Here is a 15,458-nt window from a genome sequence, read left to right as displayed (position 1 = left end):
GCCGTGCGCCTGTCCGTGCGCTCTTCTCCGGCCACTGCGGGAGCGCTTCCATGGTCATTGCGTGGGTCGGCCCGCTGTACTGGATCCAGTGGGCTGGGGGACACCGCCGCCTCCATCCCCGCGGGCGGCGGAACGGTCCGGGAGGCGTGCTCCGTCTCCCGGACTGCGCGATCGGGCGGCAGGGTGCGGAGCCTGTACGGAGAGTGTTCGAGGCTGCCTGCGTGATACTGATTTGGCCGAAAATCGATCCCGCCGGTCACGGGGTATCAGGGCTCCGACCATGGCACTTGAGGGCGCATCGGGCGTGACGAGGGCGCGTTTCGGGGGCGCATTCGCGTCGCAGTCGTACCGGAGACATGTCGCCGGCGTGCCTTGATTCTTGGCCGCCCCTTCGCTTTCCTCCGCCTCCGCCCTCGTCTTCCCCGTCCGGGTTTTCCGTTTCTCCGTCCGTGTTCTCCGTCCGGCCGCCCGTCGTCGCCGCCCGGGTCTTCTGGTGGCGCGCGGGTGTTCGGGGTGTTCGGAACGGTGCGGGTGGCTCCGCCGGGGCGCATTCAGCGGAGCGCAAGCGGCGTCGGCACCCTCTGGAACGCCTCCTTCATGGCAGCATGGTGAACCGGTTCGTACGGTGCACTGGTTGTCCACAGCCTGTGGAGGCGGCGATGCGGTGGTTGGTGGGATGGAGCAGCACCGCCGCGGCAGCCGTCGCTGCCGGTTCGGCGGGGGCCACCGGCAGCGAGGGTGAGACGCTGCACCCGGTGGGGTCCCAACTCCTGTGGGGAGACCCCGATCCGCTGTGGGCGGTCGGCGACTGGCGCCCCGACGAGGTGCGGGTCGTGAAGGCCGACGACCGGACCCGGATCGCCGTCCTCGGCATCTGCGGCGCCACCGACGAGCAGCTGCGCGTCGCGCTGTTCGCCGCGCGCGGCGGGGCACTTCGGCATCTGACCGCCTGGCCGGGCAGCTACACGGCGATCGTCCAGGTCGGCAGGCGGATCACCGTCTGCGGCGATCTCGCGGGCGCGCGGCCGGTGTTCCACACGCCCTGGGCCGGCGGTACGGCGTACGCGACCGCCGCGCTGCCGCTGGCCGACCTCATCGAGGCCAACCTGGACTTCGGGCATCTCGCCGCGCTGCTGGCCGCTCCGGACGTGCCCGCCGCGCTGCACGACTCCACCCCTTACGACGGCGTGAAGCGCATTCCGCCCGGGCACGCACTCATCCTGCGCGCCGGGGCGCGCGAGATCGCCGGGTACGAGCCGGTCGCCTCGCTGGCCGTGGCGGCGCCCCCGGCCGATCCCGACAGCGCGGTCGACGCGGTGCGCGACGCGCTCGTGGAGGCCGTACGGACGCGGCTGTCCGCGCCGCGGCACGTCCCCGGGGCGGACATCGACCCCGGTCCCGTGCCCGGCATGGGGCCCGCCGAGCGGCGTGCCGCGCGCGGGATGCCGGTGCCGGGGATCGGCGCGGACCTGTCCGGCGGGCCGGCCTCCGGGGCACTGGCGCTGCTGGCCGCGGGGCTGCCCGGAATGCCGGGCACGGTGCTCGGGCACGGCACGGGCGCGGGGGAGCGGCTGCTGGCGGTCACGTTCAACGACCTCGCCGTCGGGGGCCGGGAGGCCGAACTGGAGCGGGCGGGCGCGCTGGCGGCGAACCCGCGACTGCACCATGTCGTCGTGGCGGGCGACGAGCAGACCCTTCCGTACGCCGACCTGGACGGGCCGCTGACGGACGAGCCCGGGCCGTGCCTGGTGTCGGCGGCGCGCCACCGCGCCCGGCTGGCGGCGGGCAGCGCGGACCACTTCACGGGCTACGGGGCACGCCAGGTCCTGGACGCCCATCCCGCGCGACTCGCCGACCTGCTGATGGACCGCCGGCGGCGTCATCTCGTACGGCCGGTCGCTGCGCTGGCCAAGGCCGACGGGTCGGTGCTGGTGCCCGCGCGCGTGTACGCGGCGGCACGGCGGTTGTCCCGCACGCCGTACCGGTCGGGTCTCGAGTCCCTCGCCGAGCGCCTCCTCGCCCCCCGCGCCGACGACGGTCTCGACGCGCCCGGTGGGGCACTGGATGCCTCGCTCGCCGCGCTGACCTGGGGCAGACCCGGGCCGGCGGCGCGCTGGCTGACCGGTGAGGCGCTCGCTGAAGTATCGGTTCGCCTTCAGGCGTCGACCCACCGGTCGGAGCTGGTGGGGCCGGGGCAGCGGCCGGGTGACTTCCGCGCGCGTGCGGCGCTGGCACGGCATGCGGCGGACCTGCGGGTGCTGGAGCAGGCCGCGGAGGTGCGCTTCCAGCGGCTGCACGCGCCGTTCCTCGACAACCAGGTCGTCCGCGCGGCCCGGGCGCTGCCCGAGGCGTTGCGGGTGCGGCCGGGGGCACGGGCGGCGATCCTGCGGACGGTGCTGGAAGGGGCCGGCGTCCGGGAGCTGCCGCCCGGGTGGGGCGCCCCGACCCAGGCGATCGCGGCGGCCGCGGAGCGGACGGGGCTGCGGGTGGCGGCGGACTCCCTGGTCGCCCTGTTCGACACCCCGCTGCTGGCGGAGGCGGGTCTGGTCGAGGCCCGGGTGGTCCGCAAGGCGCTGCGCGGCGCGGCGGCGGGTGAACCTCTCCCCCTGGACGGCCTCGCCGACCTGGTCTCCCTCGAACTGTGGCTCCGCCGCCTGCTGTCCCGCCGCGGCACCTGCTGGACGGGCACACCGGCTCGGCAGCGCGCGGTACCGGCGGGGATCGCGCCGCAGCGGGGGGCGTTGGGGGCGGGGGCCGGTGGGGGGCGACGGGTTTAACACCTGCGTCTGCGCTTGCGCCTGCGGTTGCTCGGACGGTGGGGGTGCGGGTGGCCGCGCCTTCCGCCGGGTGCGGGTCGGGGCCGCGCCGGGGGTGTCCGTCCTCGGAGCGGCGCGATGGGGTCGGACGCCGACTGACCGGCGTTGACGCGCCAACTGCTGCGGGCGGACACTCTCCGGCACGCCCCCTGGCGTCGTACGGCGGCTGCGGGCGGACACCCCCCGGCACGTCCCCTTGCGTCGTACGGCGGCTGCGCGAGGGCCCCGGCCGGCGCCGCACAGTCGCGGGCCGCCCGTCCCGCACAGCTGCGGGCGATCGTGCCGCTGGGGGCGGCACGGGTGGGCGCAGCGGGTACCCCGCTCCGCCGGGTTGCGGACCCCCCCGCCCCAGCGCCAACGCCGAGCACCTGCACACAGCCCTCGCAACGCCCAGCGCCGAAAACCCCCTGACCCTCACCCCCACCCCAGCGACAATGACCCCGTGCGGTACAGAATCCTGGGCGTCACCACGGCAGAGGACGAGCGTGGCGCAGTCGTATCCGTCGGCGGCCCCCGGCTCCGCGCACTGCTCACCGCCCTCGCCCTGCGGCCCTCCCACGTCGCCACCCCCCGGACGCTGATCGACGAGGTCTGGGCGGACGACCCGCCTCAGGACGCCCCCGCCGCCCTCCAAGCCCTCATCGGCCGGCTCCGCAGGGCCCTCGGCAAGGACGCCGTCACCTCGGAGACCGGCGGCTACCGGCTCGCGGCCGGCAAGGACGACATCGACCTCTTCGTCTTCGAACGGCTCGTCCAGCAGGGCATCGACGCCCTCGCCGGCAACGACCCCGCCCGCGCGGAACGCCACCTCGACGCCGCCCTCGCTCTCTGGCACGGCCCCGCCCTCGCCGACCTCCCCGACCGTTCCGCCGCCACCCGTCCGGAGGCGAGGCGCCTGGAGGCGACCCGGGCCAGGGCGGAGGCCCGGTTACGGCTCGGGCGCGGTCCGGACGTCGTACCGGAACTGCGGGAACTGACCGCCCTGCACCCGTACGACGAGCCGCTGCACGCCCTCCTCATCCAGGCCCTGCGCGACACCGGCCGGGCTGCCGACGCCCTCGCCGCGTACGAGACCGCCCGCCGCTGCCTCGCCGAAGGGCTCGGCACCGACCCCGGGCCCCGACTGCGCGCCCTCCACACCGAGCTGCTCGATTCCGTGCCGGAGGGCGGCAAGCCTCCGCCCGCTCCACCGGAGCGCGAGCGCATGCGCATGCCTCCCGGGAGCATCCGCCCCCGTCTGACGTCTTTCGTCGGCCGGGAACCCGAGATCGACGCCATCCGTTCCGAGATGCACAGGGCCCGACTCGTCACGCTCACCGGACCGGGCGGCTCCGGCAAGACCCGTCTCGCCGAGGAAGCCGCCGCCGGGCTCCCGCAGGCACGGCTGGCCGAGCTCGCCCCGCTCGACCGGCCCGAGGCGGTGCCGGGAGCGGTGGTCAGTGCACTCGGTCTGCGCGAGACCGTGCTGATGACCAGCGAGCTCACAGCCGTGCAGGACGACCCCGTCGCCCTGCTCGTCGAGTACTGCGCCCAGCGCAGCCTCCTGTTGATCCTTGACAACTGCGAGCATGTCATCGGCGCCGCCGCCCACCTCGCCGAGACCCTCCTGACCCGCTGCCCGGGGCTCACGATCCTGGCCACCAGCCGTGAACCCCTGGGCGTGCCGGGCGAGTCGGTGCGACCGGTCGAGCCCCTGCAACCGCACCACGCCCGCCGGCTGTTCGCGGAACGCGCCGCCGCCGCCCGTCCCGACGCGGACGCCGTGCTCCGCGACGAGCGGGCGGTGGCGGAGATCTGCCGGCGGCTGGACGGGCTGCCGCTCGCCATCGAACTCGCCGCGGCCCGGCTCCGGCTGCTCACCCCCCGGCAGATCGCCGACCGCCTCGACGACCGCTTCCGCCTCCTCACCTCCGGGAGCCGTACGGTCCTGCCCCGCCAGCAGACCCTGCGGGCCGTCGTCGACTGGTCGTGGGATCTGCTCGACGACGCCGAGCGGACGACGCTGCGCGAGCTGTCCGTGTTCGCAGGCGGCTGGGACCTCGCGGCGGCCGAGGCCGTGTGCTCCGGGCCCGCCGCCGAGCTGCTCGGGGCGCTCGTCGACAAGTCCCTCGTCGTGGCGGCCCCCAGCGCGGACGACGGCTCCTCCGGCATGCGGTACCGGATGCTGGAGACCATCCACGAGTACGCCGTCGAGCGCGCCGCCGACGTCCCACTGCTGCGCACCACTGCCGAGCTCCGGCACCGCGCGTGGGTGCGTGCCCTCGCCGAGCAGGCCGATCCGCTGCTGCGCTCCGCCGGGCAACTGCCGTGGATCGCCCGCCTGGAGACCGAGCTGGACAACATCCGGGCCGCCCTCGACCGGGCCCTCACCGCCGGGGACGAGGAGGAGGCCGCTGCCCTCGCCCTGGCCATGGGCTGGTTCTGGTGGCTGCGCAACTACCGCCACGAGGGCCTGGAGTGGCTCGAGCGGACGTTGCGGCTGGGCGTGGCCCTGGACATGGCGGGCCGTGTGCCGCCCGGCGGCGCGCCGGAGCTGCCCGGCCACATCGACCACTTCCTCACCGCGCCCGACGGGGAGGAGGGGCATCCGCTGCACGCCCTGCGGATGGACGTGCGCATGCTGCATCTGTTCTTCATGACCGAGGCCGCGCCCATGGAGACGTTCGTCGACGAGGGGCGGCCGTACATGGAGCGGGTGTCGGCCTACTTCGAGGGGGGCGGCCCGCACGCGGCCAGCATCCCGGGGCTCGTCTGCCCGATCCTCTCCACCTTCCTGGGCGACCAGAGCGAGGTCCGGACCGTCCTCGACGCCGCCGTCGCCAACTGCCGTGCGCACGGGGGTGACTGGGAGCTCTCGGTCGCCCTGATGTTCCGTGCGCACACGGTCGTCGACGGACCCGGCGGCCTGGAGGGCGTCGACGACGACCTCGCGGAACTGCGGATCCTCAGCCGTCGCGCGGGTGACCGCTGGCTGCGCGCCCAGGTGTGCAGCGCGGCCGGTGAGGCCGCCATGGCGCGCAGCCGCTTCGAGGCAGCCAAGGGGGAGTACGAGGAGGCGCTGCGGCTCGCCTATGAGGTGGGCGCCTACGCCGAGTCGCCGTTCCTCATCGCCCGGCTCGCCGAGATCGCCTACCGCGCGGGCGACCGCGTGGCCGCACTGGCGCTGCTGGACGAGGCCACTGCCGCCGCCGAGCGGTACGGCGTACGGGACTCCAAGGCGTACATCCTGCTGATGCGCACCCAGATGGCGTTCGAGGACGGGCACGTCGACCGGGCGCGCGCGTGGTGCGAGGAGGCCCGCGCGAACACCGCCCCCGGCACACCGCCGCCTCAGTTCATGGTGCTGCTGCTCCTGCTCGACGCCGTGATCACGGCGAGGGAGTCCGGCCCGCGGTCCGCCCTGCCCAAGCTGACCGAAACCCTGCGCGAAGCCGTGGACAAGCGGTGCTCGGACGTGATCCGGGCCATGGTGGTGGACGGCGCGGCGGGGGTGCTGGCCGACCTCGGCGACTTCCCGCGCGCGGCCCGGCTGCTCGGCACCGGCGACCACTGGCGGTCCGGCCGCCCGCGCTCGATGCCGGAGCGCGCCCAGGCGGAACGGGCCGAGGCCGCCGTTCGTGCCGCCCTGGGAAGTGCCCGCTGCGAGGCGGAGCGCGCCCGGGGCACGGCCCTCACCGCGGACGACGTCCTGGACGAGCTGGACGAGGTGCGCGGCGCGTGCGCCACCGGCCGGGTGCCGTGAGCACTCGTGATCAATACAGCTAGCGGCAGGTGAACCTGGACTCCGCCCAGTCCACCGGCATCAGGTGGTCGAGGGCGCTGCGCGGTTCGACCACGAGCCGGACCGTGCGGAGGCCGGTGAGGTTCACATGGACGGGCACGGCCGGGTCGCCGCCCTCGACCAGCGGGGACCGCCACAGCCGGACCCCGTCGGCGTAGAGGGAGAAGTGCACCCTGCCGAGCCTCAGCGTCATGTCGTCCACCCCCACGAGCGCGTCGTACGACGTGCAGGTGCGGTTGAGGTCGATGGTGACGGAGGAGCGGCCGTGCACGGTGACGCCGTGCGTGTACCGCTGGTCGCCGACCGACAGGCCGGACCGCTTCCAGACCCAGCTGCTCGAACCGATCCGCATCTCGGGCTTCGTGCCGTCGCCGCTGATGTCGTACGACAGTTCGTTCCACTGGTAGACGGCCGGGGCGGGCGGGGGCGGCGGGGGTGTGGGCGTCGGCGTGGGAGCGGGGGGCGGTGTCGGCTTCGGGGACGCGGGCGGTGGAGCCGGGGTCCGGGTCGGGGTCGGGGCTGGTTCCGGACTCGGGCTGGTCTTGGGGCTGGTCCTCGGGTCCGGCGTCGGCGAGGGCGTTCCGGCGTGCGCGGGCACGATCCCCGGCGGCCGCGGCCGCGGCGGCGGCCCGGCTTCCGGTCGTGAGGGGGAGGGCGTGGGCGCTCCGGGGCGCGCCACCGACGACGATGGAGGGGACGCAGGAGCGGTCCCGGCCTCCTCCTTCGGCTTCTCGTTGCCGGTCAGTGCCACCACCACCGCCGCCACCGCACCGACGGCGACCACACCGGCCGCGATACCGGCCTTCACCGGCGCCCCGATCCCCTCGGAGACCGCCGCACCACCCCCGCCTCCGGCTCCACCGGCCGAGCCACCCGCCGCCGCGGCCGCCCCCGCCGCACCGGCCGCGCCCGCGCCCCCGGCGATGAGCCCGGCCGCCTTCGCATACCCGGCGGCCCCGAACCAGCCGATGACCGCGACCGGCACGACGGCCGGGATACCGCCGGCCACTTCCTCGATCTGCAACGCGGCCAGCCGGCACTTCGCGCACTCCTCCAGGTGCTTGCGCAGCCCCCGCTCGGCCCGTGTGCGCAGCCGCCCGCGGGCGTAGGTGCCGAGCTGGTCGGCGTAGCGCGCGCACTCCTCGTCGGCGGTGAGCATGGCGCTGACGTGGGCCTGGAGGTAGGCCTGCTTGAGGCCCTCGCGGGCCCGGCTGGCGAGCACGCGCGTGCCGTTGGCGTCCAGCCCGAACAGCGTGGCGACCTCGCTGGGCGACTCGTCCTCGATCTCGGTGTGCCACAGCACGGCCTGCCACCGCTCCGGCAGCGACCGGAAGGCCCGCATGGCCATGGACTGCTCGGCCTCGTGCATCGCCCTGACGTCCGCGCCCAGTTCGAGCGTGCCGTCGTCGGACACCTCGGACCCGCGCGCGGACTGAGCGGCGAACACCGCGAAGTCGTCGACGAGCTGCTCGCGCCGGGCCGACCTCGTCCAGGAGGCGGCGACGCGCCGGACGGAGGTGAGCAGGTACGCGCGTACGGCGTGTGCGGGGCCCGCCCCGCCGCGTACGGCCTGGAGCATGCGGGCGAAGACCTCGGCCGTCAGGTCGTCCGCGGTGTGGGCGTCACGGCAGCAGGTGTGGGCGTACCGGCGCACGGCCTGCGCATGACGCCGGTACAGCTCCTCGTACGCCGTGTCGTCGCCCGAGCGCATCCGGCCGATGAGGTCGGCGTCGGACGGCGGCAGCTCGTGCGGCGGCGGCAGGACGCCGTCCTCCCGCCGGTCGCGCTGGGCCGGGACCGTGCCGTCGGCGGGGCGCCCGCCGGGCGGCACGCTCGCGCGTCCTCCCTGACTCGGCACCTGCGGCGGGACCGGGCCGCCGACTGTGGCGTCGCCGTTCCCGCCACCGCTCGACTCGTCCCGCCCGTCACCGCTCATCGCGGAAAGCCCCCGCAGCCGCCCAACCCGTCCGAACTACCGGGCCAGCGTGCCATATCGGCTCTTGGCCAGAACCCCGGAGTCCGGATCATCACTCATCCGTGGGGACTTACCGCGCGGCGGTACTAGCCGCCACTCGTTCGGGGAAGCCTCCCCCTTTTCGCCCGAGCCCGGACGTCCTGCCCGAGCCCGGATGTCCCACCCGGCCCGGGCCGGATCGACCCGGGCCCCGGCGGCTCACGCCGGTCGGGAGCGCAGCCCCTCCAGCAGGATGTCCAGCAGCCGGGCCGACGCGGCCGCCTGCTGTGCCGCGTCCGGCAGCGAGGGCGCGGCTGTGGCGATCACCAGCAGCACGTCCGACACCGACACGTCCGCCCGCAGCTCACCGGCCGCACGCGCCCGGTCCACGAGCTGGCCCACGACCTCGAGCAGCGCCGACGTCCCGGCGTCGTCCTCGGCCGCGACCGCCGGTACCGAAGCGACCGCGACCGGCTGGTCCGGCACCAGTCGCAGTTCCGTCGGGCCCGGCTGGGTCCGCTGCTGCGGCACCCGCGGGCCACCGGCACCGTCGTCGACCGAGACCCGCAGCACCTGCGGCGGCAGCAGCCGCCCGGCGCCGGAAGCCACCGACGTCCGCAGGAAGCGCGACAGCGCCGACCACGGCTCGTCCTCCTGCCCGAGCGCCGCACGCGCCTGGTCGGTCAGCCGGGAGGTCTCCTCCTCGGCTATCCGCCGCACCAGGACGTCCTTGCTCGGGAACCGCCGGTACACCGTGCCCACACCGACCCGCGCGCGCCGCGCCACGTCCTCCATCGGCGCGCCGTACCCCAGCTCGCCGAAGACCTCGCGCGCCGCACGCAGTACGTGCTCCAGATTGCGCTGTGCGTCCACGCGCAGCGGCGTCGTCCGCGACACGTCGCGTCCGTTGCCCGCCGCGCTCATCGTCATGCCGCCCGCCGCGACAGCGGACGCGGGCGACCAATGAGAGTCCTGAACATGCATAAGCATTCCCCCGGTAATGACGTCTCCCCCCGGAGACACTCCCCGTCATACGATGCCGGAGCGAGGGAAACCGGCCCGGTCCCGCGGCCCGCCCGTCGCGGACCCCGGTGAGCGCATCCCCCTACACCCCGTCGACACACGAACATAGTTGAGAGGGAGTCAATTCAGAAGGGGCAGGTTCCGCACGGAGCGCCCACCGATCGGAGTACGCGCCGCATACGTCCTGAATGTGCCCCCGCGCGCCCCTCGCACTACCCCCTCTGACCTGCATGGATGCACCGCATGTTGCTTTTCCGGCCAACTCCGCGCGCGCTCCCGCTCCGGTCACACAATTCGTCGAGGCTGTGGACAAACGCAAGCGACGGGTGCGTCATGGGATGGTGAAGGAACGTGCGCGCATTCTCGTTGTCGGTGGCGGCTACGTCGGGATGTACACGGCCCTGCGCCTGCAGCGCAGACTGAAACGGGAACTGGACCGGGGCGAGGTGGAGATCACGGTCGTCACCCCCGACCCGTACATGACCTACCAGCCGTTCCTCCCCGAGGCCGCCGCCGGTGCCATCTCACCCCGCCACGTCGTCGTGCCGCTGCGCCGCGTCCTCGGCCGGTGCCGGGTCCTGATCGGCGAGGCCACCGCCGTCGACCACGCGAAACGCGCCGTCACCGTCACCACCCTCGCCACCGAGGAGGAGGGGACGGGCGGACAGCGGCTGCCCTACGACCAGCTCGTCCTCGCCCCCGGCTCCGTCTCGCGCACCCTGCCGGTCCCCGGCCTCGCCGACCACGGCATCGGCTTCAAGACCGTCGAGGAGGCCATCGGCCTGCGCAACCACGTCATCGAGCAGATGGACATCGCCTCCTCCACCCGCGACCCCGCGATCCGCGACGCGGCCCTCACCTTCGTCTTCGTGGGCGGCGGCTTCGCAGGCGTGGAGGCACTCGGCGAACTGGAGGACATGGCCCGCTACGCCGCGCGCTACTACCACAACGTCCAGCCCGAGGACATGAAGTGGATCCTCGTCGAGGCCTCGGACCGCATCCTGCCCGAGGTCGGCGAGGAGATGGGCCGCTACACCGTCACCGAACTGCGCCGCCGCAACATCGACGTCCGCCTGCGGACCCGCCTCGAGTCCTGCTCCGACCGCGTTGCCGTCCTCAGCGACGGCGCCCGCTTCCCCACCCGTACCGTCGTCTGGACGGCCGGCGTGAAACCCCACCCGGTGCTCGCCGCCTCCGACCTGCCCCGCAACGGCCGCGGACGCCTGAAGTGCACGCCGGAACTGTCGGTCGACGGCACCACGCACGCGTGGGCAGCCGGAGACGCCGCCGCCGTCCCCGACGTCACCGCCGACCAGCCGGGCGGGGAGTGCGCCCCCAACGCCCAGCACGCCGTCCGTCAGGCCAAGGTCCTGGCCGACAACATCGTGCACACCCTGCGCGGCGAACCCCTGGAGACGTACGCACACGCCTACGCCGGATCGGTCGCCTCCCTCGGGCTGCACAAGGGCGTCGCCCACGTCTACGGACGCAAGCTCAAGGGCTACCCCGCCTGGTTCATGCACCGCGCCTACCACCTCAGCCGCGTGCCCACCTTCAACCGCAAGGCGCGCGTGCTCGCCGAATGGGCCCTGGCCGGCCTGTTCAAACGGGAGATCGTCTCCCTGGGTTCACTCGAACACCCCCGGGCGGAGTTCGAACTCGCGGCCGGTGGAAAGCCTTCTCACGACCCCCCGCACAACCCGAAGGGGTCGTCCTGACCGGACCCAGGAACTCCACCGGCCGGCCCGGCGTCTGACGGATGTCGGTCCGGTCCGCGCACTGCCAGACTGGTCCACCACCGCGGGCATGCCACCACTCGCCCGGTGCGGGCCCCCCGGGGCCCCGGCCGGTTCCGGTGCCGGCCGCCGACCACTACACGAGGCAAGGATTCGTGAACTTCACGCGCTGGAGCGCCCGGCTCCCCGGAACGCAGCGCCGCGCCGCAGCGCGGACCGAGCAGACGGCCTCCCCGGACCGGCGGGGGGAAGGCTCCGTACCCGCCGCCCGTGCCGAACAACTGACCGACGAGACACCGTCCGTACCCGCGGTCGACGAACTGCGGGTGCGTGAGGTCCTCGACCGCGTCCCGTCCCTCGTCGCCCTGGTCCACGGCCCCGACCACCGCATCGCCTACGTCAACGACGCCTACACGACCGCCTTCGGCGTACGCCCCCTGGGCGAACGCGCCCGCGAGGCACTCCCCGAGCTGGACGCCCTCGGCCTGTTCCCCCTCCTGGACCAGGTCCAGCGCAGCGGCAAACCGCGCACGGTCAAGTCCCGCAAGGCCCCCGACGGCCGCTCCTACACCTTCACCTGCACCCCGGTCGCGCAGGGCGACGGCAAGGGCGGCAGCGACGGCCGCGGCGTCCTCGTCTTCGCCAACGACGTCACCGACCACGCCGAAGCCGCCGAACGCCTGCGCGCCAGCGAACGCCGTCAGCGCGAAACGGCGGTCACCCTCCAGCGGTCCCTGCTCCCGCAGGAGCTCGAAGAACCCGACGACCTGCGCATCGCCGCCACGTACCACCCGGGCGGCACGGAAGCCGCCGTCGGCGGCGACTGGTACGACGTCATCACCCTGGGCGGCGGCCGCACGGCCCTGGTCATCGGCGACGTCATGGGCCGCGGTGTCCGCGCGGCGGCGGTCATGGGCCAGCTCCGCACGGCGGTCCGCGCCTACGCCCGCCTCGACCTCCCCCCGCACGAGGTCCTCCAGCTCCTGGACGGCCTGGCAGCCGAGATCGACGCCAACCAGATCGCCACGTGCGCGTACGCCATCCACGACCCGAACGAGGGCAAGCTGATCTACTCCTCGGCGGGCCACCTCCCCATCCTCGTCCGCGACGAGAACGGCACGGTCCTGCGCGCCGACGAACCCACCGGCCCCCCGCTCGGCACCGGCGGCTGGATGCACACCTCGGGCTCGATCCCCCTCGCCCCCGGTTCCACGGCGGTCCTCTACACGGACGGCCTGGTGGAGCGCCGCGACGCGGATCTGGACGAGGGCATCGCCGCCCTGGAACGCGCCCTGTCCGGCGCCACCGGCACACCCCAGGTCGTCTGCGACCGCCTGGTCCGCTCGGCGGGCGTGACCCCCGACCACGACGACGACGTGGCCGTCCTGGTCCTCCAGCACCCCGCCCGCACCGGCCCCGAGAGCGAGCTCTTCCGCAACGCCGCCCTGGAACTCCTGGGCGGCGTGGAGGCGGCCCCCCGCGCGCGGGCCTTCGCCTCCGGCGTCCTGACCAGCTGGCGCTTCCCCGCCGACCTGCACGACCTGGGCGTCCTGGCCACCAGCGAACTGGTCGCCAACTCCCTTCAGCACGGCACCCCGCCGATGAGACTGCGCCTGCGCCGCACGGACAGACGCCTGATCATCGAGGTCACCGACGGCGACGACCATCTCCCCAGACGCCGCCGCGCGGAACCGGGCGACGAATCGGGCCGGGGCATCGCCATCGTCGCCACGATCGCGTCGAACTGGGGCTGCCGCCGCACACCGGGCGGCGGCAAGGCGGTGTGGTGCGAGTTCGCCCTGCCGCGCACCCAGCCGACGTGACGGGGCCGAGGATCAGACGTCCGCGGAAACGGGCGCCCCACCCCGGGCCACGACCCGGCTCTTCCCGAGCCACGGCTGATCCTGCACATCGGTCAGCTGCCGCCCCAGTCGCACGGCCAGGACGGTGATCCCCAGCGAGAACACCAGGAACGCCACGATGTAGGGAGCGTGCAGCGAGGCCCCCAGCGGCCCGCCCACCGCCGGCCCGACGGCCAGCGCGAGCTGCTTGACCAGCGCGAACGCGGAGTTGTACTGCCCGGCCATCCCCTCCGGCGCGAGATCCGCGACCAGCGGGGCCACGGTCGGCGACAGCATCGCCTCACCCAGCCCGAACAGCGCGTACGTCGACACGAACGCGGCCGTCGCCATCTCCTGGCTCCCGTGGCCGAGCCCCGCGTACCCGGCGACGGCCCACGCCACGGCCCAGATCAGCCCGACAGCGGCGATCACCCGCGACCGCCGGCGCCGCTCCACGAACCGCAGCACGGCGAACTGGGCCACGACGATCATCAGCGTGTTGGCGGCCAGCGCCGTCCCCAGCGCGGACGTCGAGATCCCTGCGGCCTCGACCCCGTAGGCGCTCAGTCCCGACTCGAACTGCCCGTAGCAGGCGAAGAACAGCACGAAGCCCAGCACACACAGCTGCACCATGGCCCGGTTGCCCAGCAGCTGCTTCCAGCTGCCCCGCCCCGACGCCGTGGGAGCGTCCTCGATCTTCGGCGCGTGCGGCATCCGCACGGTCACCATCACCACGACGAGCAGCAGGAACATCGCCGCTTCGATCGCGAAGAGCAGCGTGAAGGAGGCGGCACTGGTCGTGTCGACCAGATGCCCGCCGATGAGGCCACCGACGCCGAGCCCGAGGTTCTGCAGGAAGAACTGCATGGCGAAGGCACGCGACCGGGTCTCGGCCGACGAGCAGTCCACGATCATCGTCGCGAGCGCCGGCTGCATCACGGCCTGCCCGGCCCCCAGCAGGGAGGCCGACACCAGCACGGCCGCCGCGCTGCCGGCGATCCCCAGACTGAGTGCCCCCAGGGCGGCCGTGACCAGGGCGGCGAGCAGCACCGGCAGCGGGCCGCGCCGGACGATGGCCCGCCCGGCCAACGGCAGCACGACCAGCGCGGCCACAGCGAAGACGGCGAGTACGAGACCCGCCGTCATGGCTCCCAGCCCTCGCACCTGCGCCACATAGACGTACAGGTACGGGACCGTGAAGCCGAGCCCGAACGCGCTGAGTGCGTTACCCACGTGAATCCGGCGCATCGCTGCGCCCATCGCCCTGGTCACGTTCACCTCTCTCACAAGTTAGGAGTGAAGACTTCGAAACTAAAGTTCGAACCTAAAGAGTACATACCCAAGGACTTCAAGGCAAAGAGGGACCGTGCCATACTGCGGCCATGGGCGACACCCCCGGCCCCAGCGAGCCGACCCTCGAAGAGCAGATCGCCGCGTATCAGCGCGAGTTCCAGGACCTCGACCCCCAGGTCGAGCAGATCGTCTCGGCCCTCTCCCGCCTGAACCGCCGGATGAACGTCGCCTACGGCCGTCAGACCTCGGCCCTCGGCATCAGCAACGCGGAGTGGGAGGTCCTCAAGGCCCTCGTCCTCTCCGGAGCCCCCTACCGTCTGGGCCCCAGCGACCTGGCCAAGCGCCTCGGACTCACCCCGGCCGCGATGACCCACCGGATCGACCGCATGGTCGCCGAATCTCTGGTGACCCGTGAGCGAGACGAGTCGAACCGCGTCCGCGTCATCGTGGAACTGACATCCGAGGGGCGAGAGAAGTGGCTGGAGGCGATGCGCCTGGCGTCGGTCTTCGAGGAGGACCTGCTCCAGGACCTATCCGCCGACGAGCGCACGGCGCTGGGCGAAGTGCTCACGCGCCTGCTGCGCAGGGTCGAGCACGCACAACCGGACGCCGGCGGACGCCTCACCGACCTGGACTGACGCCCGGGCCGAAAAGATCTTGACAGGGGCCGCTTGACAGCCCCATGCCGGATCCGTAGAATTCTTCGGGTTGCCGGAGAGCCGTAACGGTTCTGCGACAGCACTTCCGCCGCAGCAGCGGCACCCAAACCACCAAGCTCGACCTCCCGACGGGGTTGATTTCGGCACGCCGGAATTCAATTCGAATTGGGACTCGACGATCTGATCGACTCCAACGGCGTCGATTTGGGAATCGCCGAGAGGGCGCGCTAAGGTTAGGGACGTCGGAACGGCCCAACGGCCGCGAAGACAAACCCCGCTGACCGGGGATCAGGCCCGAAAGGATCTGATAGAGTCGGAACCGCCGGAAAGGGAAACGCGAAAGCGGAAACCTGGA

General features: G+C 73.6%; 8 protein-coding genes. 5 read left to right on the top strand and 3 right to left on the bottom strand.

Features of this window, described 5'->3' with window-relative positions; translation table 11 throughout:
- The first annotated feature begins 659 nt into the window (after positions 1-659).
- The gene (locus ACIRDU_RS11775) at positions 660-2,777 is read left to right on the top strand and encodes an asparagine synthase-related protein (protein WP_403577435.1); all 2,118 of its coding nucleotides are present in this window, start codon (positions 660-662) and stop codon (positions 2,775-2,777) included.
- Positions 2,778-3,258: 481 nt separating this feature from the next.
- A complete protein-coding gene (locus ACIRDU_RS11770; protein ID WP_403577432.1) occupies positions 3,259-6,558 on the top strand; it encodes a BTAD domain-containing putative transcriptional regulator in 3,300 nt (1,099 codons plus the stop codon).
- A 19-nt stretch (positions 6,559-6,577) separates the two neighbouring features.
- Here ACIRDU_RS11770 and ACIRDU_RS11765 read toward each other — a convergent pair whose 3' ends face one another.
- Together ACIRDU_RS11765 and ACIRDU_RS11760 are read right to left on the bottom strand one after the other, a co-directional pair.
- Positions 6,578-8,533, bottom strand: coding sequence for a sigma-70 family RNA polymerase sigma factor (locus tag ACIRDU_RS11765; RefSeq protein ID WP_403577429.1), 1,956 nt, complete (start codon positions 8,531-8,533; stop codon positions 6,578-6,580).
- A 237-nt stretch (positions 8,534-8,770) separates the two neighbouring features.
- Entirely contained in the window at positions 8,771-9,535 is a 765-nt protein-coding gene (locus ACIRDU_RS11760) for a TetR/AcrR family transcriptional regulator (protein WP_403577426.1), read from the bottom strand.
- Positions 9,536-9,912: 377 nt separating this feature from the next.
- Between ACIRDU_RS11760 and ACIRDU_RS11755 the strand changes: the two genes are divergently transcribed.
- Complete coding sequence (locus ACIRDU_RS11755; protein ID WP_403577423.1) at positions 9,913-11,292, top strand: NAD(P)/FAD-dependent oxidoreductase; 1,380 nt, start codon at positions 9,913-9,915, stop codon at positions 11,290-11,292.
- A 173-nt stretch (positions 11,293-11,465) separates the two neighbouring features.
- Positions 11,466-13,133 carry a SpoIIE family protein phosphatase gene (locus ACIRDU_RS11750; protein WP_403577420.1) on the top strand — a complete coding sequence of 556 codons (1,668 nt, stop codon included), beginning with the start codon at positions 11,466-11,468 and terminating at the stop codon, positions 13,131-13,133.
- Between the two features lie 12 nt (positions 13,134-13,145).
- Here ACIRDU_RS11750 and ACIRDU_RS11745 read toward each other — a convergent pair whose 3' ends face one another.
- Positions 13,146-14,411: an MFS transporter gene (locus ACIRDU_RS11745; RefSeq protein WP_403578953.1), complete on the bottom strand. Its 1,266-nt coding sequence runs from the start codon at positions 14,409-14,411 to the stop codon at positions 13,146-13,148.
- 122 nt (positions 14,412-14,533) lie between these two features.
- Here ACIRDU_RS11745 and ACIRDU_RS11740 point away from each other — a divergent pair, with 122 nt between their 5' ends.
- Positions 14,534-15,082 (top strand): MarR family winged helix-turn-helix transcriptional regulator, encoded by a 549-nt coding sequence (locus ACIRDU_RS11740; RefSeq protein ID WP_403577418.1) that lies wholly within the window; start codon positions 14,534-14,536, stop codon positions 15,080-15,082.
- The last annotated feature ends 376 nt before the right edge of the window (positions 15,083-15,458 follow it).

Origin of the sequence: Streptomyces sp. NPDC093598 (assembly GCF_044764825.1) — a bacterium.
Taxonomy (GTDB): Bacteria; Actinomycetota; Actinomycetes; order Streptomycetales; family Streptomycetaceae; genus Streptomyces.
This window is presented reverse-complemented; position numbering and strand designations above follow the sequence as displayed.

What these genes read in the sequence shown, in the direction of transcription:
- ACIRDU_RS11745 (WP_403578953.1), bottom strand. Translation starts at nt 14,411, where the DNA reads ATGGGCGCAGCGATGCGCCGGATTCACGTGGGTAACGCACTCAGCGCG.
- ACIRDU_RS11755 (WP_403577423.1), top strand. Translation starts at nt 9,913, where the DNA reads ATGGTGAAGGAACGTGCGCGCATTCTCGTTGTCGGTGGCGGCTACGTC.
- ACIRDU_RS11765 (WP_403577429.1), bottom strand. Translation starts at nt 8,533, where the DNA reads ATGAGCGGTGACGGGCGGGACGAGTCGAGCGGTGGCGGGAACGGCGAC.
- ACIRDU_RS11740 (WP_403577418.1), top strand. Translation starts at nt 14,534, where the DNA reads ATGGGCGACACCCCCGGCCCCAGCGAGCCGACCCTCGAAGAGCAGATC.
- ACIRDU_RS11760 (WP_403577426.1), bottom strand. Translation starts at nt 9,535, where the DNA reads ATGCATGTTCAGGACTCTCATTGGTCGCCCGCGTCCGCTGTCGCGGCG.
- ACIRDU_RS11775 (WP_403577435.1), top strand. Translation starts at nt 660, where the DNA reads ATGCGGTGGTTGGTGGGATGGAGCAGCACCGCCGCGGCAGCCGTCGCT.